Source organism: Vulcanimicrobium alpinum (assembly GCF_027923555.1).
Lineage (GTDB): Bacteria > Vulcanimicrobiota > Vulcanimicrobiia > Vulcanimicrobiales > Vulcanimicrobiaceae > Vulcanimicrobium > Vulcanimicrobium alpinum.
The window spans coordinates 2,011,597-2,031,301 of record NZ_AP025523.1 but is presented as its reverse complement, the minus strand read 5'-3'; the positions used below and the strand labels follow the sequence as shown (position 1 = coordinate 2,031,301).

Here is a 19,705-nt window from a genome sequence, read left to right as displayed (position 1 = left end):
TGATGGCTGCCGCACCGAAGGTCGTCGTGATCGACGACGAGCGACACCTGCGCGAACTGCTCGAACTCGGTCTCAACGAAGACGGCTTCGAGGTGCGCAGCGCCCCCGACGGCCGCGCCGGGCTGCAGCTCGTGCGCGACTGGCGTCCCGATGCGATCGTGCTCGACGTGATGCTGCCGTTCGTCGACGGGCTCGCGCTGCTGCCGATGCTGCGCCGCGTCACCGAGGCGCCGATCCTGATGCTCTCGGCGAAGGCCGACACCGACGACCGCATCACCGGACTGCGGCGCGGCGCCGACGACTACATCTCCAAACCGTTCGAGATGTCGGAGCTGGTGGCGCGTCTGCACTCCGCGCTGCGCCGGCCGCGGCTCGAACAGCCCTCGATCGTCGCCTACGCCGACCTCTCGATCGACCTCGACCGCCGCGAAGTCAAACGCGGCGAGCAGCGGATCGAACTCTCGGCGCGCGAGTACGCGCTGCTGCTCACCTTCGTGCGCAATCCGGAGCGCGTCTTCACCCGCGATCAGCTCCTCGATCTGGTGTGGGGAACCGATCGCGACGTCGGGCCGGGCGCGGTCGAGACGTACGTGTCGTACCTGCGCGCGAAGATCGACGCCGGCTTCGATCCCAAGCTGATCCGCACGATACGCGGCGCGGGCTACGCGCTGCGCGAACACTAGCCCGTGTTCGCGTCGTTCTCGCGCCGGCTGACTTCGTGGTATGTCGTCGCGGCGGTCACCTTCGTCGTGGTCATCCTGAGCGCGCTGGCGCTGGCGGCGCTGTACGCGTACGTGCACCTGGTGCAGGGCAACATCGACGCCGACGCGCGTGAAGCGGAAGCGTTTTCCGCGCGCGCGGTGATGCGCCGCGAAACGTTCGTCGCCGCGGCCAAAGAATTCGAAGGGCGGATGAATCGACCGGGCGTGCGGATGGTGGCGTTCATGGGGCCGCCGCGGCCGGGCGATCGCGACGGCCGCGAGTACACGCGGCCGATGCTGCTCAAGCCCGGGCCCGCGCCGACGCATCACGCCGTTCCGCGGCCGCCGTCCGCGCGTGCGAACGACGGCCCGCCGCCGTTCGACGGGCCGCCGACGCTCGTCGTCAACGGCATCGTGCTGCGCGGAGATCCGCGCCATCAGGCGTTCGACGGCAGCCGGATCGGATTCGCGCTTGAAACGGCATTCGGCGGCCGCCTGCGCCGCGTCGACTTCGTCGGCGGGGCGCTCAGCCTCGTCCCCGACGTGAACGCGACGTTTGCCGTCGCGACGTGGCTGCTGCTCGCGATCGCGGGCGTCGCGGCGCTCGTCGGGCTCCTGGCGTGGTTCGGCGGCCGCTACATCACGACGCAGGTGCTGCAACCGCTCGTCGAAGTGACGCACGCGTTGCAGCGCTTCGCCGCGCGCGACTTCACGCCGCAGCCGGTCACCGTCGCGGGGAAAAGCGAGTTCGACGCGATCGCGCTGGCCTACAATGCCGCGGCCGCGCAGGTCGCGGCGGCGTTCGCCGAGCGGCAGGCGGCGGAGACGCAGATGCGTCAGTTCGTCGCCGACGCCGGCCACGAGCTGCGCACGCCGCTCACCATCGTGCTCGGGTACATCGATCTTCTGCGCCGCAAGGCCGACGACGGCGACGAACGGTCGCGGCGCATCTTCGCGGCGGTCGCGGCCGAGGGCGCTCGCATGCGCGTGCTCATCGACAACCTCGTGCTGCTGGCGCGGATGGAGGGCGACGACGCGCGTCCGGCCGAGCCGTTCGACCTGCGGCCGCTGATCGACGAGATCGTCGACGCACGGCGGATCCTCGCGCCGTCGCTGCAGATCGACGTCGACCTCTCGGTCGACGCGCAGGTGATCGGCAATCGCGACGAGATCCACGAAGCGATCGCGAACATCGTCGATAACGCGATCAAGTACGCGCCCGACGCGCCGCTGCGCATCGCAGCGGACGCCTCCGCGGGCGGCGTCGACGTGACGATCGCGGATCGCGGTCCTGGGATCCAACCCGGCGATCAAGCGGCGATCTTCGACCGCTTCTACCGCGGCGCGACGCGCGGCGACGTCGAGGGCTCGGGACTCGGCCTCGCGATCGCAAAGCGTGCGGTCGAGCGTGCAGGCGGCACCCTTGTCCTCCAGTCGAGTACCGCGGACGGAACGGCGTTCGTCCTGCACTTGCGCGCCGACCAGGTGCGCCGGCGCGAGACGCGCATCGCGCGCGCTTAGGTTCCGGCCTCCGCAGCGAGTCACCTAGCCTCCGCCGCGTAGACGTGCATCGTGAGGGTACACGTCCAACATGAGTGAGCTAGGAACGAACGATCCATCGGTCCGTTATGATTCGTCTGCGACGCAGGGGTCCGGCGAGAACGAACGGCACTCGCTGCAAGCGTACGTGAGCGATCTGCTCGCGCTGGAGCAGCATATTTCGCAGCCGCTGGGCGGCCAGCAAAAATCGGATCACGTGAGCGCGTACCCGCAGGCGCTGACGTTGGTGACGCAGATCGGCGCGCAGAACGAAGCGCACATCGAGGCGCTGAAGCGCTGCCTCGACGATCTCGGCGGCCACGGTGCGAGCCCAATCAAGTCGGCATGGTCGAGCCTTCTCGGCAACGCGGCGACCGCGATCGGCGCGTCGCGCAAGACCAAGGTCACGAAGTGGCTGCGCGACGACTATACTGCGCTCAACCTCGCAGCGATCAGTTACACGCTCCTCCACGCCACCGCGACGGGACTCGGCGACACCGCCGTCGCGGGGATCGCACGGCAGGGGCTCACCGACTACGCGCGCTCGATCATGCAGATCAACGAGGTGATCCCGGAGATCGTGCTGGCCGAACTGCGCGACGACGGCGAGAACGTGGTCACGGGTGCGGCCGACCGCATCCGCCGCGAAACCAACGACGTCTGGCGCGCCCAGTCGTCGACCGTCCACAACTGAGGCCGGAGCCGCGCCGATCCCGTCACGCTGCACGCAGCGTGGCCGGGCTCAGCGCGGCGCTTTCGCGTTCGCGACCATCTCGCGCATCCGCGGATGGTCGCGTTCCTGTCCTTTCATCCACTCCTCGAGATCGGGGACGGCAGCCCCGGTGCGGAAGCGCCAGTAGTAGACATTCAAGTCGCCCATGAACGCGAAGCGTTTCTTCGCGTCCTTGCGCGCGTCGTCGTAGCCGGCGAACGATTCCTGGTAGGCTCGAACCGAGCCGAACGCGTTCGCGATCTCGATGAGCGCGCGCGCGTTCTTGATCGTCCCCTCGATCTTCGCGCGCGAATGGATCACGTTCTCCGTCTCCATGATGCGCGCGACCTCGGCCTCGCCGTACGCAGCGACCGCGTCGACCGCGAAGCGGTCGAATGCGGCCGCGTAGGCATCCCAATTCGCGTCGATGAACGCCCACGAGAGCCCGGCCTGCATCACGGCGCGCGTCATCACCGCGAGGTGATCGTCGAGCGTCGGGTCTTCGATGACGCGGGGGATGCGCTCCACCGGCGTCGGCCGCTTCGGCACGCGCACCGGCGGCGCGGTCTTCTTTTTCTTGGCGGCTTTGGCGATGGCGATTCTCCGCGGCGGGCAGGGGCGCGCGACCATCATACCCGATCACCGTCGGGTGGCGAAGACGTGGGTGCTGATCGCGGCGATCGTCGGCTCGGCGATGAGCTTCATCGACGGGACGGCCGTCAACGTGGCCCTGCCGATCCTGCAGAAAGACTTCGGCGCCGACGGCGGCGCCGTGCAATGGGTCGTCGAGGGCTACTCGCTCTTTCTCTCGTCGCTGATCCTGCTGGGCGGATCGCTCGGCGATCTCTACGGGCGCAAACGCTGCTTTCTCATCGGCGTCGGGATCTTCGCGTTCGCATCGCTCGGCTGCGCGTTCGCGCCGTCGATCGACGTGCTGATCGTGGCGCGCTGTCTGCAAGGCGTGGGCGGCGCGCTCATGATGCCGGAGTCGCTGGCGCTGATCAGCGCGACGTTCACCGGCGCCGAGCGCGGCAGAGCGATCGGAACGTGGTCGGCGTTCGCATCGATCACCGGTGCGGCGGGTCCGATCATCGGCGGTTATCTCGCGCAGCACGCGTCGTGGCGGTGGGTGTTCCTCTTGAACCTGCCGCTCGCGGTCGTGGTGTTCGCCGTGTCGTGGCGCGGCTATGCCGAGAGCCGCGATGAGGAGATGGTGCGGCGCCTCGACGTCGCGGGTGCGGTGCTCGCGACGATCGCGCTCGGTTTGCTGACGTTCGGGCTCATCCACTCCGAGGGCGCTGCGCCGGACGCGCTCGCGTGGAGCGCGCTCGTCGCGAGCGTCGTGCTCGGCGCCGCCTTCGTCGTCGTCGAACGGCGCTCGCCGGCACCGATGCTCCCGCTGCGGCTCTTCCGTTCGAAGACGTTCAGCGGCGCGAACGTCTACACGCTGCTGCTCTACGCCGCGATCGGCGGGAGCCTGTACTTCCTTCCGTTCGTGCTCATCGACGTGCACGGTTACGCGCCGAGCGCCGCCGGCGCAGCGCTGCTGCCGTTCATCCTCCTGCAGTTCTTCCTGGCGCGCTGGTCCGGCGGTCTGATCGCGCGGTTCGGCGCGCGGCTTCCGCTGCTCGCCGGCGCGCTCATCGCGGCGCTCGGCTTCGCGGCGTTCGCGCTTCCCGGCTTGGACGGCTCGTACTGGACGACGTTCTTCCCCGCGGCGGTGCTGCTGGGGATCGGCGGCGTGTTCTTCGTCGCACCGCTGACGACGACGGTCTTCGACGCCGTCGACACCGCCGAGAGCGGCGTCGCGTCGGGCGTGAACAACGCCGTCGCGCGCACCGCCGGCCTGCTCGCGATCGCGCTCTTCGGGTTCATTCTGGCGGGCGTCTTCGTCAACGGGATGGGGGCGCGCGTCGCGCGCGAGCACCTCAGCCCGGCGACGCAGCGCGTCGTGCACGACCAGATCGGCAAACTCTACGGCGGCAGCGTGCCGCGCGATGTTCCGGCGCGCGATCGCGACGCCGTCGCGCGGGCCGTGCGCGAAGGTTACCTGGCGGGGTTTCGCGCCGTGATGGGGGCGTCGGTGATCGTCTGCGTTCTCGCCGCCGGCGTCGCTTTGGTCTCGATTCCGGGGCGTCTGCGTTCGGCGTAGTGTTCCGCGCGCGCGGCGCGGCGGTCGTAGAGCTGCGCGTCGGCGGCGACGATCGCACCGTTGAAGGGACGCTGCGGTCCGAACGACGCGACGCCCCACGACAGCCGCACCGGCGCCGGATCGTGCACCGTCCCGCCCATCTCGCGCGCGATCGCCTCGATCAGGGTATCGACGGTCTCCGCGCTCAGCCCGATCCACACGCCGGCGAACTCGTCGCCGCCGATCCGATAGATCGTGCCGCACTCGCCGCAACCGTTGCGCAGCGCGCGCGCGGCGGTCGTCAGCGCGGCATCGCCGGCGGCGTGGCCCAAACGATCGTTGATCCGCTTGAGCCCGTCGAGATCGATCATCGCGACCGCGCCGTACGGCGGCGGCTGCGCGATGCGGTCCATGAAAGCGGCGCGGTTCGCCACGCGGCAGAGCGGATCGACGTAGACGGCGTCGCGGGTCAGCCGCTCGGCGCGCGCGAGCGCGGCGTTGCGTTCTTCGAGTTCGCCCCGCGCCGCGTCGGTCGCCTGAACGACGATCGCGACGCCGAGCACGATGTCGAGCGCGACGGTCAGGTAACTTTCGAGTCCGGGATACGAAGGCGCGAACTGCACGCCGGCGAGCGCGAGCAGCGGAAGGTGCAGGTAGTCGATCGCGAGGGCGCTGAGCGCTACGGTCAGCAGTCCGGCGCCGAGGCCGCGGATTTCGCCGCGCATGCTCTCGAACGCGGCGAAGGCGAAGAGCATGGCGAGCAGCGCGGTGTGCACGCGGTACGCCGCGATGAACGTCGGCAGCAGCAGCGTCGCGACCGCGGTGCCGACGATCGCGAGCGCAAACGCCGCAACGGGTGCCGTGTTCAGCAGACGGCGCCGGCGCTCGTGCCGGATCGCCGCGATGAAATACAGGACGCCGGCGTCTTCGAGGGCGGCAACCAGCATCGTCGCCATCGGCGCGCGCCCGAGGGCCGGGAGATCGTACAGGAGCGCCGTCGCCGCGAGAACGCCCATCCCGGCGGCGGTAGAGAGCAATCCGACCGTCCACCCGTCGAACATGCGGCGGCCCAGCGACGCGCGCACCACCGCGGCGAGCCCGGCCAGCATGGCCAGGATGCCCAGCTGGAGGAACATCGAAAGATACCCGACGAGGTGGCTGGCGAGCGGTGCCATTCTTCCACCATCGTCGGAGGAAAGGTTCGCGCCCACCACGCGTGCGGTACATACAAAACGAAGAAATTACGCTCGCGCTCGAGCCGCGCGGGTCGGGTGACTCCACCGTACTCTTCGCGCACGGATGGATTTCGAGCCGCCGGATGTGGTACGACGTCGTCGAGCGGCTCGACCCGCGGCGCTTCCGTTCGCTGCTGCTCGATTTCCGCGGCGCCGGGCTCAGCGACCGTCCCGCGAGCGGTCACGACTTCCCGGGTTACCTCTCGGATCTCGAGGCGGCGCTGGCGGCGAGCGGCGGCGCGGTCCTCGTCGCGCACTCGATGGGCGGAAAGCTCGCGCAGTACCTCGCGACGGCGCGGCCGACCGCGCTGCGCAAGCTGATCCTGGTCGCGCCGGGGACCGCCGATGCGTACGCGATGAACCCGAAGCACCGCGCCCTCGCGGAAGATGCCTTCGGCTCGCGCGCCCGCATCGAGGCGTTCCAGCGCGCCGCGATGCGGCGCGAAGTCGAGCCCGAGGTGATGGAGCGGATCGTGGACGACGCGCTGGTCGCGCAGCGCGAAGCGTGGTTCGGCTGGTACGATCACGGCCGCACCGTCGCGTTCGCCGACCGGCTCGAACGAATCGCGGTCCCGACCGTGGTCGTCGCCGGTGAACACGACCCGCTCGCCCCGCCGGCGCGGGTCAAGCGCAGCGTCGCCGAGCGGATCGGCGGCGCGCTCTTCGTCAGCCTGCGCAACGCCGGGCACAACCTCCCCGTCGAGACGCCGGACGAGGTCGCCGGGGTGATCGAGCGGTTCGCGTAGCCGCGGTCACCGACACGGGACCCTCCAGCGTGGTCTGCTGGGTGCGGCGGGGCCGACCGGCCCGCGGCCGAACGAAGGAAGCGCAGATGTACGACGACAGCGGGCGTCCCGCTTACACGCCCCCCGCCCTCAAGGCCCCGAGCACCCGGGTCGACGGCTTCCCGGTCGCGGTCACCAGCGACGTTGGGGTACGCGGACGCGTCTCCGATATGGGGACTGGGACGGGGTACCAGCGCCGCTGGACCCAAGCCTCGCTCGACGCGGCGGCAGACGCCGCGGCGGCCGGGCTGGCCCGCGACGAGGACGGGGTCGCCCCCGCAGCGGAGCGCATCACCCGGGGCTGACCCGCCCCAGCGCCTCCGCGTTGACGCCCCAAACGGGGCATGGTATGCTTCGAGGGTTCCGGCCGACCCGCCGTGGTCGGTCGCTTTCGCGTGTGTTCCGGAGAACCGAGTGCCGACGATTTCCCAATTGGTCCGTAAGGGCCGAGAGAAGCAGCAGAAAAAGGTGAAAACCCCGGCGTTCCGCGTCGTTTCGACGGGACCGAAGCCGGGCCACCCCGACCTGCCCAACCGCACGTTCGAAGTCGCGGGCAACCCGCAGCGTCGCGGCGTCTGCACTCAGGTCAAGACGATCACCCCGAAGAAGCCGAACTCGGCGCTTCGTAAGGTCGCGCGCGTCCGCCTCACCAACGGCGAGGAAGTGACCGCGTACATCCCGGGGATCGGCCACAACCTCCAGGAGCACTCCGTGGTGCTCATCCGCGGCGGCCGTGTCAAAGATCTCCCGGGCGTCCGCTACCACATCATCCGCGGCACGCTCGACACCTCGGGCGCCGCGAACCGCAAGCAAGGCCGTTCCAAGTACGGCGCTAAGCGCAATCAGAAGAAGAAGTAAGGAACCGCGTTTTCATGCCGCGTAAGGGCCCGGTCCCCAAACGTCCCATCCTTCCCGATCCGAAATTCGGCTCGAAAGTCTTGTCGCGTTTCATCAACAAAGTGATGCTGCGCGGGAAGAAGTCGGTCGCCGAGCTCATCACGTACGATGCGCTCGAGCTGATCGCGACGAAGACCGGACGCGATCCGATGGACGTCTTCACCCAGGCCCTGGGCAACGCGATGCCGCTGGTGGAAGTGCGTCCGCGCCGCGTCGGCGGCGCCACGTATCAGGTCCCGATGGAAGTGCGTCCCGATCGCCGTCAGGCGATGGCGATGCGCTGGCTCATCGGCTACGCGCGCCAGCGTCCCGGCAAGTCGATGACCGAGAAATTGGCCAACGAACTGATGGACGCGGCGAACAATCAAGGCGCTTCGATCAAGAAGCGCGAGGACACGCACAAAATGGCGGAAGCCAACAAAGCTTTCGCTCACTACCGCTGGTGATCGGCTCCCTCTTCTAACATCATGGCTCTCAAGCGCGAATTTCCGCTCGAACGCACCCGCAACATCGGGATCGCTGCTCATATCGACGCCGGCAAGACGACGGCGACGGAGCGGATTCTTTTCTATACCGGCCGCACGCACAAGATCGGTGAAGTGCACGACGGCGCCGCGACGATGGACTGGATGGTCCAAGAGCAGGAACGCGGGATCACGATCACGTCCGCCGCGACCGCCTGCACCTGGCGCGACACGCGCATCAACATCATCGATACGCCAGGCCACGTGGACTTTACGGTCGAGGTCGAGCGCTCGCTGCGCGTCCTCGACGGCCTCGTTGCGCTCTTCGACTCCGTCGCCGCGGTCCAGCCGCAGTCCGAGACGGTGTGGCGCCAGGCGAACAAGTACGCCGTCCCGCGCGTCATCTTCGTCAACAAGATGGACCGCATGGGTGCGGACTTCTTCAACTGCGTCGACAAGATCCGCGAACGCCTCGGCGCGCCTGCGACCCCGATTCAGGTCCCGATCGGCGCCGAAGCGGAGTTTCTGGGCGTCGTCGACCTGTTCACGATGAGCAAGATCGTCTACACCGACGACCTCGGCTCGACGACGGACTCGGTCCCGGTGACGGAAGCCGACGGCGAACTTTACACCACCGCGCAGGAGTGGCGCGGAAAGCTGGTCGAGGCGATCGCCGAGCACGACGACGAGCTGCTTGAGATGTTCTTCGACGGCCAGGAGCTCCCGGTCGACCGCCTCAAAGCGGCGTTGCGCAAGGCGACGATCGCGGGCCAGGTGCTCCCGATGCTCTGCGGCTCGGCGTTCAAGAACAAGGGCGTGCAGCCGCTGCTCGACGCCGTCGTCGACTTCCTCCCCTCGCCGATCGACGCCAAGCCGATCACCGGCAAGGATCCGCACGACGAGTCGGAGATCACGCGCAAGCCGGCCGACGAAGAGAAGTTCTCGGCGCTCGCGTTCAAGATCGCGACCGACCCGTACGGCAACCTGACGTACTTCCGCGTCTATTCCGGCGTCCTCGAAAAGGGCACGTACGTGTACAACGCGCGCAGCGGACGCAAGGAGCGCATCGGGCGCATCCTGCGGATGCACGCCAACCATCGCGAAGACATCGACGCGATCGGCGCGGGCGACATCGCGGCGGCGGTCGGTCTCACCGATACGCGCACCGGCGACACGCTCTGCGACGAGAAGAACCCGATCCTGCTTGAGTCGATCACGTTCCCGGAACCCGTCATCTCGCAGGCGATCGAGCCGAAGACGAAGGGCGATCAGGACAAACTGGGTATCGCGCTCTCGCGCCTCGCGCAGGAAGATCCGACGTTCCGGATGCGCACCGACGAAGAGACGCAGCAGACGATCATCGCCGGGATGGGCGAGCTCCATCTCGAGATCATCCTCGATCGTCTCAAGCGCGAGTTCAAGGTCGAAGCGAACGTCGGCAAACCGCAGGTCGCGTACAAAGAAGCGATCACGAAGAAGGTCGAAAAGCAGGGCAAATTCGTCCGGCAGACCGGCGGCAAGGGCCAGTACGGCGACGTCTGGGTCCGCCTCGAGCCGGGCGAGCCGAACACCGGCTACGTCTTCGAGTGGGCGATCGTCGGCGGCGTCATCCCGCGCGAATACCAGAAGCCGGTCATGGAAGGAATCCGTGAGGCCGCCGAGTCCGGCGTGCTCGCGGGCTATCCGGTCCTCGACTTCAAGGCGACGGTCTTCGACGGCTCGTTCCACGACGTCGACTCGAGCGAGATGGCGTTCAAGATCGCCGGCTCGATGGCGTTCAAGGAAGCGAACCGCGCGGCCGGTCCGATCCTGCTCGAACCGATCATGGGCGTCGAAGTCACCGCCCCGCGCGACTACATGGGCGCGGTCAACGGCGACCTCAATCGCCGCCGCGGCCAGATCCAATCGCAGGACGAAGCGGTCGGCGGCGCGGTCGTCGTGAAAGCGAACGTCCCGCTCTCGGAGATGTTCGGCTATGCGACCGACCTGCGCAGCGCGACGCAAGGCCGCGCAACGTACACCATGGAGTTCTCGCACTACGAGAAGGCGCCGAAGTCCGTCGAGGAAGAGATCGTCGCCAAGGCCTCCGGGAAGAAACTCGCGACCGCTTAGCGCGCACGACGCGATTCACGCACCAGAACCACACGCACCTAGAAGGGCATCGAGACAAAGGCATCATGGCAAAGGCAAAGTTCGAGCGGTCGAAGCCGCACGTCAACATCGGGACGACCGGTCACGTCGACCACGGTAAGACGACGCTGACGGCCGCGATCATCAACTGCCTCGCGACCGAGCACTCCTCCATCGCGAAGCGCGGCGTCGACGATATCGACAACGCGCCCGAGGAGAAGGAGCGCGGGATTACGATCGCCATCTCGCATCAGGAGTACGAGACGAACGCGCGCCACTACGCGCACGTCGACTGCCCCGGTCACGCCGACTACATCAAGAACATGATCACCGGCGCGGCGCAGATGGACGGTGCGATCCTGGTCGTCGCGGCGACCGACGGTCCGATGCCGCAGACGCGCGAGCACGTGCTGCTCATGCGCCAGGTCGGCGTTCAGAAGATCGTCGTGTTCCTCAACAAGGTCGACCTCGTCGACGATCCGGAGCTCCTCGAGCTCGTCGAGATGGAAGTCCGCGAGCTGCTCTCGAGCTACGAGTTCCCGGGCGACGACACCCCGATCATCCGCGGTTCGGCGACCAAAGCCCTCAACTCGTCGGGCAAGCGCGGCGATGCCGACGCCGAACCGATCTTCCAGTTGATGGACGCGGTCGACTCGTACATCCCGACGCCGGAACGCCCCGTCGACAAGCCGTTCCTGATGCCGGTCGAAGACGTCTTCACGATCACGGGCCGCGGCACGGTCGGCACGGGCCGCGTCGAACGCGGTCAGGTCAAAGTCGGTGAGGAAGTCGAGATCGTCGGCCTCCAGGACGAGACCCGCAAGACGGTCGTCACCGGGATCGAGATGTTCCGCAAGCTGCTCGACGTCGGCATCGCCGGCGACAACGTCGGCGTCCTGCTCCGCGGCGTGGAGCGCAACGACATCGAGCGCGGCCAGGTTCTCGCGAAGCCGGGCTCGATCAAGCCGCACAAGAAGTTCAAGGCCGAGGTGTACGTCCTCTCCAAAGAAGAGGGCGGCCGCCACACCCCGTTCTTCGCCAACTACCGCCCGCAGTTCTATTTCCGCACGACCGACGTTACCGGCACGATCAAGCTGCCGGAAGGGGTCGAGATGGTCATGCCCGGCGACAACATCACGATGGACGTCGAGCTGATCACCCCGATCGCGTGCGAAGAGGGCCTGCGGTTCGCCATTCGTGAAGGCGGCCGCACCGTCGGCGCCGGCGTCGTCACTACCGTGGCGGACTAACTGTACCGCCATCTGCTTCGTTGCCGAGGGACTCGTGGTCCCCAGACCACTTCGCCCCTCGGCGCCTCGCATCTGTCGGCACAGTTAGCCCGCTGGGGCGTTTAGCGCAAGATTAAGAAAGCTCGATCACAACCATGTCAAAGCAGAAGATCCGTATCCGGCTCAAAGCGTACGATCACCGCGTGCTCGATCAGTCCGCCGAGCGCATCGTCGACACGGCGAAGCGTACGGGGGCGTTCGTCAGCGGTCCGGTGCCGCTCCCGACGGAGATCAACCGGTTCTGCGTCAACCGTTCCCCGCACGTCGACAAGAAGTCGCGCGAGCACTTTGAGATGCGCACCCACAAGCGCCTCATCGACATCCTCCAGGCCTCGCCGAAGACGATGGATGCGCTCATGCATCTCGACCTCCCGGCCGGCGTCGACATCGAACTCAAAGCATAGCGCCGCTGGCGCTTCGCCAGAAAGGCTCCGGCATCGCCGGGGCCTTTTTTGTTTGTAAGGGGAACCCGACGATCGCTTAACACAACGCTGATGGCTTCCTTGCGCGGGCAACATACAAGCGATAGGAGTCACGTTTTCCCTTTCGGGAACCACGTAGGGACCAAAGACTGCGCAGGGAGGTAGCAGTGTCCCTTCTCATCCCACGGAACAAACCGACCATCGTCACGGTCGCGCGAGCGCGATCGGGCCGTGCCTTCTACCTCCCGATCCGCGCGAAGCTCGGGGTCACCCTCACGATCGCGTGCCTCTGGGTGACGTTCAGCGTCATCATGGCGCTGCCGTGGATCTTCGACCTCAGCCGCACGGTGACGTTCCCGGTCGCGATCGCCACGATCACGCTCATCGCGTTCTTCCCCGGCGCGATGAACGCGTTCATCGTCTCGAGCCTGATGATCGACCGGCGTCCGGCGCGCCGGGCCCCCACCGTCTATCCGCCGGTCAGCATCCTGATCGCCGCGTACAACGAACAGGCGACGATCGCGGCCACGATCGAGAACGTCTTCGAGACCGGTTATCCCGGGGCGATGGAAGTGCTCGTCATCGACGACGGCTCGACCGACGCGACGCTCGTGCGCGCGCGGGCGATGATCGCGAAGTATCCCGCGCTGCGCGTCATTGCCGCCCCGCACGGCGGCAAAGCGGCCGCGCTCAACCGCGGCCTCGAACTCTCCTCGCACGACTTGTTGGTCTCGATCGACGCCGACACGTTCCTCTACCGTGACGCGCTGGGCCGCATCGTCGAACGGTTCCTCTCCGATCCGCCTGAAACAGCCGCGGTCGCGGGCACGGTGCTCGTGCGCAACTCGCGCGACGGCGTCCTCGCGAAGGTGCAGGAGTGGGACTACTTTCACGGCATCGCGGCCGTGAAGCGCGCGCAGTCGCTCTACCAGGGGACGCTGGTCGCGCAGGGCGCGTTCTCGCTCTACACCAAAGCGGCGCTGCGCGAAGTCGGCGGCTGGCCCGATACGGTCGGCGAGGACATCGTGATGACGTGGGCGATGCTCAAGTCCGGCCATCGCGTCGGCTACGCCGAGGACGCGATCGCGTTCACGAACGTGCCGACGAGTTACGGCGCGTTCTTCAAACAGCGCCGGCGCTGGGCGCGCGGTTTGATCGAAGCGTTCCGCCGCCATCCCGAAGTGCTGATCCAGCCGCGTCTCAACGCCGTGTTCATCTACTGGAACCTGCTCTTCCCGCTGCTCGACGCGGTGTATCTCTTCGTGTTCGTTCCCGGCGTCGTCATGGCGCTGTTCGGGCGCTTCGATCTCGCCGGACCGGCGACGATCGCCGTCCTGCCGCTCGCGCTGCTGATCAACCTCGTCATCTTCCGCACGCAGCAGCCGATGTTCGCCCGTCAGGGTCTGCTCGTCCGCCGCAACCTGTTCGGATTTCTCTCCTACCTGCTCGTCTACAGTCTGATGCTGCAGCCGGCGACGATCGCGGGCTATCTCTCCGAAATCATCGGCTTGCGCAAGTCATGGGGTACCAAGTGATGGTTCGCCGCAAGGCTCTGATCTCCGCGCTGTTCGCGGTCGCGCTGCTTCCGTCGATCACGTCGCCGGTGCGCGCCGATGCGGCGGCGCCGTTCGCGCAGGCGCTCGCCGAAGCGCGCGCCGACGCCGTTGCGGAGCGCCCGCAGGACGCGCTCGCCGCGTTTCGCGCCGCGCTCGCCGCGGCCGGCGGCGACGCCGAATCCGAACGGACGGCACGTTTCGGGATCGCGCGGATGCTGATGTGGCTCGGGCGCTACGAAGAGGCGCGCTCGGTGTACGCGACGCTCCTCACCTGCGATCTCTCGCCGGAGGATCGTCAAATTGCGCTCGCCGGCGAGGTGAAGAGCCTCGCGTATCTCGACCGGCCGCGCGAAGCGTTCCGGACGGTCGGCGATGCGCCGGTCGTCAGTTCCGATCTCACCGTCGCCGCAGCGCAGGCCGCGTCGTGGAGCGGATGGTCCGACAAGGCCCAGGCGCTCTTGGAACGCGGCGAGCCGGCACTCGCACAACTCGCGCCCGGTTCCCAGCTTGCGCACCAAGCGCGCTCGCTCGCCGACGACGTGCACCGCGATCTCGCGCCGACCGTCACCGTGAACGATGCGTACGCCCACGACAGCGACGGACTCTCGACCAACGACACGACGGCCTCGGTGCGCGCTCCCGTCTCGCGCACCGCTGCGGTGGATGTGCGCGTGCGCGCGTTCGATCTCCACGATGCGGCCTGGTCGCTGCACGGCACCGAGACGCGGGCCGGTTTCGACGCGCGCGCCGGCGATGCGACGACCGTGAGCGTCACCGCGGGGCGCGGGGCGTACGCGGGCTGGACGCCCGCAGTCTGGTCGAGCGACGTCGCGTATCAGGCGACCGACGATCTGCGCGTCGCCGCGTACGCGAGCGGCGAAGCCGTCGAGACGCAGACCGCGATCGCGAATCGCACGACGGCGCGCACCCTCGGCGCCCGCGCAACGCTGCGCCTCGCCGATCCGCTCGCGCTCTCGGCGGGAACGTACGTGGAGCGGTTCTCCGACGGCAACGTCCGTCACGGCGTCGATGCGTCGCTCGCGGTCGCCGCCGTCCCGAGCGCCGGTATCGGGCTGCTGATTCGCGAGCGCGCGTTCAGCGACGCGACCGCCGGCCTCGGCTACTTCAGCCCCGCGCACTACGTGGAACAGAACTACGCCGTCACGGTGCGCCGGCGCGTTCGGAGGTGGTTCGTCGACGCCTCGGCCGGTCTGGGTCATCAGGCCGGAGGCGGTTCGGCCGGGACTCCGTTCTCGTACGCGCTGACGGTCCGCGGTCCGGTCGGCGGCTGTCTGCGGGCCGACGCCTCGCTGAATGCGCAGAACTCGGCCCTCTCGAGCGCCTCGGGGTACCGGCGTACGGGTGCCGCGATCGGATTCTCATGCGCGCTTTGAGCTGAGGGCGCGTCCGGCCGTGCAGCAAGCGGTCGGATAATGGGTAGATACGGTCCCGTGATGGGCGTGGCGATCGCTGCAGGCGGCAGGCCGGAATCTCAGGTTGGCCGCGCTGGATTTGCTTCCCGACGTCGTCTGGTTCGCCGACGCCCGCGGTAATCTCACCGCCGCGAATGCCGCGTGGCGACGGCTCGCCGGGATTGCGGCGGACGCCGAGATCAGCGGGGAAACGTTCGCGGCGCGCGTCCATCCCGACGACCTCGTCGTCTCGCAGGCGAGGTGGGCCGCCAGCATCGCCGACGGCAGCGAACTTCGCGACGAGTATCGGATGCGCGCCGACGACGGCCGCTACCGCTGGTATCTCGGGCGCGCGTGGCCGCTGCGCGACGACGACGGCACCGTCGACGGTTGGGTCGGCACCGTCATGCCGTTCGGCGACGAACGGGCTGCACGCGAACGCGAGGCGCTGCTGGGCGCGGTCAACGCGCAGATGGGGACCGCCGGCAACGCCGACGCGCTGATGGAAGGGCTGCTCGCGATCGTCGTTCCGCGTCACGCCGACTACGGGGTCATCGACCTGTTCCGTCCCGACGGGTCCTTCGAGCGTTGCGTGACCGCGGGAAGCGCGCCGGTGCGGAAGGCGCTCGCCGTGTCGCGCGAACGCTACCGGTTCGCGGGCACGCCCGCCGGTACGTCGTGGGAGGTCGCGCGATCCGGCACGCCCTTGATCGTCGACGGCGACGCCTTGCCGGCCGACTGGTCCGAAGAAGCAGCACGCGTCAACCGCGTGCTCGACGTGTGTTCGGCGATCGTCGTCCCGCTCGCAGACGGCGAGCATCACCTCGGCGCGCTCGCGATCGCGCGCACCGGCGAATCGGCCGTCGCGTTCGACGCCGCCGATCTTCCGTTCTACGTCGATCTCGCCGCGCGCGCCGCTGCCGCGATGCGCTACGCCTCCGCGACGCGCGACCTCGTCGCTTCGGAGCGCCGCTATCGCACGCTCGCCGACCAGTTGCCGGAGATGGTGGCGGTCTTCCGTTCTGACGGCACGCTGCAATATGCGAACCGCCGCTGGTCGGAGTACACCGGCGTCGAGGGCGAAGCGCTCGACCGCGCGGCGTGGGCTGCGGCCACGCACGACGGCGATTCCGGCGCCCTGCACGACGCGTGGGAGCGCGGGATGCGCGGCGGCGGTCCCTTCGAAGTGCAGACGCGCCTGCGGCGAAACGACGGGACGTATCGCTGGTTTCTGCAGCGCGTCGTTCCTGTACTCGACGATCGCGAGACCATCGGTTCGTGGATCGCCACGGCGACCGACATCGACGAACGCAAGCGCGCCGAGGACGCGCTGCGCGTCGTCGTCGAGGCCGCCTCCGCGTTCGCGGGGACGCTCGACACGTCGGTCGCGCTGCAGCGGCTGGCGGACATCGCGATCGAGCATCTCGCGGACTGGTGCGCCGTTCACATCTACGACGAGTCGCGCCGCCTGCATCCCGCCGCGATCGCGCATCGCGATCCGGCGCGGGTGCGGCTGATGCGTGAATACTTCCGCCGGTATCCGATCGCGGAGAGTGCGACGGCCGAAGTCGTCGCCTCGTCGGGCGAGCCGTCGCGGATCACCGAGTTCGCTCACGATCTCGCCGGAACGATCGAGGATCCGAATCAGCGCGCGCTGCTGGCGTCGCTGGGACTGCGCAGCATCCTCTACGTCCCGCTGGCGGCCGATGACGAGCGCTACGGCGTCTTCACGCTCGCGATCGCTGAGAGCGAACGGCGCTTCACCGAAGAGGACGTCCAGCTCGCAACGCTGCTGGCGCAACGCGCGGCGATCGCCGTCGGCAACGCACGCCTTTACGAGCGGCAGAGCGAGGTCGCGCGTACGCTGCAGGCATCGTTCCTGCCGCCGTCGCTGCCGAGCGTCGGCGGAGTCGTGTGCGATGCGGTGTATGCGCCGGGGACCAGCGATCTCACCGTCGGCGGCGATTGGTACGACGCGTTCAGCTTCGACGACGGGCTGCTCGAACTCAGCGTCGGCGACGTTGCCGGGCACGGGCTCGACGCCGCCGTTCCGATGGGGAAGATGCGGCAGGCGTTTCGCGCGCTCGCCGTCGTCGAGCGCGATCCGGCGCGCATCCTCGCCATCGCCGACTCGGTGCTGCGGCGCGAGCACCCCGACATCTTCGTCACCGCGTTCGTCGCGACGTATCAGCCGTCGTCACGCCGCCTGCGCTACGCCAACGCCGGGCATCCGGCGCCGTTCATCCGCGCGGCGAGCGGCGCGCTGCGACGCCTCGAAACCGCCGGGATCCCGCTCGGTCTGAGCCAATTCGCGCCGCCGGTCACGCTGTCCACCGCGCTGCGTCACGGCGATCTCTTCGTCGCGTTCACCGACGGCCTGATCGAGGTGACGCACGACATCGATGAAGGCGAACGATTCGTCGCCGACGCGCTCGCGCATCCGGCGTTTGATCTCTGCTCGACGCCGGCCGCGCTGTTGCGCGCGCTGGTCGTTCCCACGATCCCGGGCGACGACGTCGCGATCCTCACGATGCGCACCGGCGGCGGCGCGAACTGGACGTTCGACGCGAACGACGGGCGTGCGGCGCAGGCGGCGCGCGAAGCGTTCGTCGCGCGGCTGACGTCCTTGGGCGTGCGCGACGACGACCGGCTTGCGTGCGAGATGGTCTTCGGCGAGATCGTGGGGAACGTCGCGCGCTACACGCCGGGCCCGGTCGACCTCGCGGTGCGGACGCGCGGTCACGCGCAGGTCCTGATGGCGCTCGACCGCGGGCCGGGTTTCCCGTGGACGCCCGAAGCGCCGCGAGACGCCTACGCGGAGAACGGTCGCGGGCTCTTTCTGATCGAGACGCTCTCGCGTGAGGTGCGGATCGAACCCCTCGCGGGCTTCGGCACGTACATCGAGGTCGCGCTCGTGACGTAGCCGAACGCCGTCGGTCATGCCGACGCCGATCGATGTGACGTTCGAACGTACCTTCAACGGGACGCCGCGCCGGATCTACCAGCTGCTCGCGGAGATGGGGACCTCGCAGGACGCGATCTGGCCGTTCGCCTCGCAGCCGTTCATGCGGACTGCCGGGCCGCTCACGCCGGGCGTCACCGAGGAATGGCACAACGGGATCCACGCGCTGCTCGAGAGCGCCGAACCCGAGCGCAGCATCGTGTGGCGCATCGACACCGAAGGGATCGACGGCACGCACGCCTTCTCGCTCGCGCAGGACGGTCGCAAGGTGACGTTGACGCACCGTCTCAGCGCGACGCTTTCCGATACCGAAGGCCGCCTGCTGTGGCGGCGGTTAGAAGAGGCGCACGAGCGATCGATCAACGGTCTCTTCGACAAGCTCGCGCGCGTCCTCAAACGCTGATCGGCACAGCGAGCGCTTCCACGGCCGGAACCGTTTTCATTGCGAAGCGGTCGTTGACGCTGCGGAGGTACTGCATGGAACAACGTCGTTTAGGCGCGCACGGACCGATGGTCGGCGCGGTCGGCCTGGGCTGCATGGGGATGTCGGAGTTTTACGGACACGCCGACGATGCCGAGTCGATCCGCACGATCCATCGTGCGCTCGACCTCGGGGTGACCCTCCTCGACACGGCCGACATGTACGGCTTGGGGAAAAACGAGGAACTGGTCGGCCGGGCGATCGCCGGCCGGCGCGACCGGGTCGTGCTGGCGACGAAGTTCGGAATCGTCCGCGATCCGAACGATCCGGCGAAGCGCGGCGTGAACGGCCGCCCGGAGTACGTTCGCCGGCAGTGCGAAGCGTCGCTCGCGCGCCTGCGCGTCGACTGCATCGATCTGTACTACCAGCACCGCGTCGATCCGCAGACGCCGATCGAAGAGACGGTCGGGGCGATGCAGGAGCTGGTCGAAGCCGGCAAGGTGCGCTTCCTCGGGCTCTCCGAAGCGGCGCCGGCGACGATCCGCAAGGCGGCGGCGACCGCGACGATCACCGCACTGCAGAGCGAGTACTCGCTCTACACGCGCGACGTCGAGGAGAACGGCGTGCTCGCGACCGTCCGTGAACTCGGGATCGGATTCGTGCCGTACAGCCCGATCGGGCGCGGCGTGCTCAGCGGCACGATCCGCGGTGAGAGCGATTTCGCCGGCGACGACTTCCGGCGCACCGTACCGCGGTTCCAGGGCAGCAACCTCGAGCAGAACCTGCGGATTGTCGCGCGGCTGAAAGAGATCGCTGCCGAACTCGGCGTCACGCCCGCGCAGCTCGCGCTGGCGTGGGTGCTCGCACAGGGCGACGACCTCGTGCCGATCCCAGGGACGAAACGCGTGACGTACGTCGAGGAGAACTGCGCGGCGGCGGAGATTCGCCTGACCGTCGAGCAGCTCGCGCGGCTGAACGAGGTCGCGCCGGTCGGCGCCGCGATCGGCGAACGCTATCCGGGAACCGCGATTCGCGTCGGGTGATTCCCC

At 68.4% G+C, this 19,705-nt stretch carries 18 protein-coding genes; 16 read left to right on the top strand and 2 right to left on the bottom strand.

Going from position 1 to position 19,705, the window contains the following annotated elements; translation table 11 throughout:
• The first annotated feature begins 2 nt into the window (after window positions 1-2).
• From WPS_RS10490 to WPS_RS10480, 3 genes are all read left to right on the top strand, one after another.
• A complete protein-coding gene (locus tag WPS_RS10490; RefSeq protein WP_317994451.1) occupies window positions 3-683 on the top strand; it encodes a response regulator transcription factor in 681 nt (226 codons plus the stop codon).
• A 3-nt stretch (window positions 684-686) separates the two neighbouring features.
• Entirely contained in the window at window positions 687-2,222 is a 1,536-nt protein-coding gene (locus WPS_RS10485; RefSeq protein ID WP_317994450.1) for a sensor histidine kinase, read from the top strand.
• 70 nt (window positions 2,223-2,292) lie between these two features.
• Window positions 2,293-2,934 carry a hypothetical protein gene (locus WPS_RS10480; RefSeq protein ID WP_317994449.1) on the top strand — a complete coding sequence of 214 codons (642 nt, stop codon included), beginning with the start codon at window positions 2,293-2,295 and terminating at the stop codon, window positions 2,932-2,934.
• A gap of 48 nt (window positions 2,935-2,982) precedes the next feature.
• Here the strand turns inward: WPS_RS10480 and WPS_RS10475 are convergent, their stop codons facing one another.
• Complete coding sequence (locus tag WPS_RS10475) at window positions 2,983-3,480, bottom strand: DNA-3-methyladenine glycosylase I (RefSeq protein WP_317994448.1); 498 nt, start codon at window positions 3,478-3,480, stop codon at window positions 2,983-2,985.
• On the opposite strand from WPS_RS10475, the gene WPS_RS10470 reads away from it, so the two are divergent.
• Window positions 3,470-5,104, top strand: a complete 1,635-nt coding sequence (locus WPS_RS10470; RefSeq protein ID WP_317994447.1) for an MFS transporter — start codon at window positions 3,470-3,472, stop codon at window positions 5,102-5,104. The two genes, WPS_RS10475 and WPS_RS10470, sit on opposite strands and share 11 nt — an antisense overlap.
• Here WPS_RS10470 and WPS_RS10465 read toward each other — a convergent pair.
• A complete protein-coding gene (locus WPS_RS10465) occupies window positions 4,999-6,258 on the bottom strand; it encodes a GGDEF domain-containing protein (protein ID WP_317994446.1) in 1,260 nt (419 codons plus the stop codon). The two genes, WPS_RS10470 and WPS_RS10465, sit on opposite strands and share 106 nt — an antisense overlap.
• Before the next feature lie 41 nt (window positions 6,259-6,299).
• Here WPS_RS10465 and WPS_RS10460 point away from each other — a divergent pair, with 41 nt between their 5' ends.
• From WPS_RS10460 to WPS_RS10405, 12 genes are all read left to right on the top strand, one after another.
• Entirely contained in the window at window positions 6,300-7,064 is a 765-nt protein-coding gene (locus WPS_RS10460; protein WP_317994445.1) for an alpha/beta fold hydrolase, read from the top strand.
• 209 nt (window positions 7,065-7,273) lie between these two features.
• Window positions 7,274-7,408: a hypothetical protein gene (locus WPS_RS10455; RefSeq protein ID WP_317994444.1), complete on the top strand. Its 135-nt coding sequence runs from the start codon at window positions 7,274-7,276 to the stop codon at window positions 7,406-7,408.
• 109 nt (window positions 7,409-7,517) lie between these two features.
• Window positions 7,518-7,961 (top strand): 30S ribosomal protein S12, encoded by a 444-nt coding sequence (rpsL, locus tag WPS_RS10450; RefSeq protein WP_317994443.1) that lies wholly within the window; start codon window positions 7,518-7,520, stop codon window positions 7,959-7,961.
• Between the two features lie 14 nt (window positions 7,962-7,975).
• Window positions 7,976-8,446 (top strand): 30S ribosomal protein S7, encoded by a 471-nt coding sequence (gene rpsG, locus WPS_RS10445; RefSeq protein ID WP_317994442.1) that lies wholly within the window; start codon window positions 7,976-7,978, stop codon window positions 8,444-8,446.
• A 21-nt stretch (window positions 8,447-8,467) separates the two neighbouring features.
• Window positions 8,468-10,576 (top strand): elongation factor G, encoded by a 2,109-nt coding sequence (gene fusA, locus WPS_RS10440; RefSeq protein WP_317994441.1) that lies wholly within the window; start codon window positions 8,468-8,470, stop codon window positions 10,574-10,576.
• 65 nt (window positions 10,577-10,641) lie between these two features.
• Entirely contained in the window at window positions 10,642-11,844 is a 1,203-nt protein-coding gene (tuf, locus tag WPS_RS10435; RefSeq protein ID WP_317994440.1) for an elongation factor Tu, read from the top strand.
• A gap of 134 nt (window positions 11,845-11,978) precedes the next feature.
• Window positions 11,979-12,287 (top strand): 30S ribosomal protein S10, encoded by a 309-nt coding sequence (gene rpsJ, locus WPS_RS10430; RefSeq protein ID WP_317994439.1) that lies wholly within the window; start codon window positions 11,979-11,981, stop codon window positions 12,285-12,287.
• A 185-nt stretch (window positions 12,288-12,472) separates the two neighbouring features.
• Window positions 12,473-13,840: a glycosyltransferase family 2 protein gene (locus WPS_RS10425; protein ID WP_317994438.1), complete on the top strand. Its 1,368-nt coding sequence runs from the start codon at window positions 12,473-12,475 to the stop codon at window positions 13,838-13,840.
• A complete protein-coding gene (locus WPS_RS10420) occupies window positions 13,825-15,255 on the top strand; it encodes a hypothetical protein (RefSeq protein WP_317994437.1) in 1,431 nt (476 codons plus the stop codon). Before WPS_RS10425 ends, WPS_RS10420 begins: the two co-directional genes overlap by 16 nt.
• Before the next feature lie 103 nt (window positions 15,256-15,358).
• Window positions 15,359-18,196, top strand: a complete 2,838-nt coding sequence (locus tag WPS_RS10415; protein ID WP_317994436.1) for a SpoIIE family protein phosphatase — start codon at window positions 15,359-15,361, stop codon at window positions 18,194-18,196.
• Between the two features lie 16 nt (window positions 18,197-18,212).
• A complete protein-coding gene (locus WPS_RS10410; RefSeq protein WP_317994435.1) occupies window positions 18,213-18,638 on the top strand; it encodes a hypothetical protein in 426 nt (141 codons plus the stop codon).
• 74 nt (window positions 18,639-18,712) lie between these two features.
• The gene (locus tag WPS_RS10405) at window positions 18,713-19,699 is read left to right on the top strand and encodes an aldo/keto reductase (RefSeq protein WP_317994434.1); all 987 of its coding nucleotides are present in this window, start codon (window positions 18,713-18,715) and stop codon (window positions 19,697-19,699) included.
• The last annotated feature ends 6 nt before the right edge of the window (window positions 19,700-19,705 follow it).

What these genes read in the sequence shown, in the direction of transcription:
- WPS_RS10490 (WP_317994451.1), top strand. Translation starts at nt 3, where the DNA reads ATGGCTGCCGCACCGAAGGTCGTCGTGATCGACGACGAGCGACACCTG.
- WPS_RS10480 (WP_317994449.1), top strand. Translation starts at nt 2,293, where the DNA reads ATGAGTGAGCTAGGAACGAACGATCCATCGGTCCGTTATGATTCGTCT.
- WPS_RS10470 (WP_317994447.1), top strand. Translation starts at nt 3,470, where the DNA reads ATGCGCTCCACCGGCGTCGGCCGCTTCGGCACGCGCACCGGCGGCGCG.
- WPS_RS10465 (WP_317994446.1), bottom strand. Translation starts at nt 6,258, where the DNA reads ATGGCACCGCTCGCCAGCCACCTCGTCGGGTATCTTTCGATGTTCCTC.
- WPS_RS10455 (WP_317994444.1), top strand. Translation starts at nt 7,274, where the DNA reads ATGGGGACTGGGACGGGGTACCAGCGCCGCTGGACCCAAGCCTCGCTC.
- rpsG (WP_317994442.1), top strand. Translation starts at nt 7,976, where the DNA reads ATGCCGCGTAAGGGCCCGGTCCCCAAACGTCCCATCCTTCCCGATCCG.
- fusA (WP_317994441.1), top strand. Translation starts at nt 8,468, where the DNA reads ATGGCTCTCAAGCGCGAATTTCCGCTCGAACGCACCCGCAACATCGGG.
- tuf (WP_317994440.1), top strand. Translation starts at nt 10,642, where the DNA reads ATGGCAAAGGCAAAGTTCGAGCGGTCGAAGCCGCACGTCAACATCGGG.
- rpsJ (WP_317994439.1), top strand. Translation starts at nt 11,979, where the DNA reads ATGTCAAAGCAGAAGATCCGTATCCGGCTCAAAGCGTACGATCACCGC.
- WPS_RS10420 (WP_317994437.1), top strand. Translation starts at nt 13,825, where the DNA reads ATGGGGTACCAAGTGATGGTTCGCCGCAAGGCTCTGATCTCCGCGCTG.
- WPS_RS10410 (WP_317994435.1), top strand. Translation starts at nt 18,213, where the DNA reads ATGCCGACGCCGATCGATGTGACGTTCGAACGTACCTTCAACGGGACG.
- WPS_RS10405 (WP_317994434.1), top strand. Translation starts at nt 18,713, where the DNA reads ATGGAACAACGTCGTTTAGGCGCGCACGGACCGATGGTCGGCGCGGTC.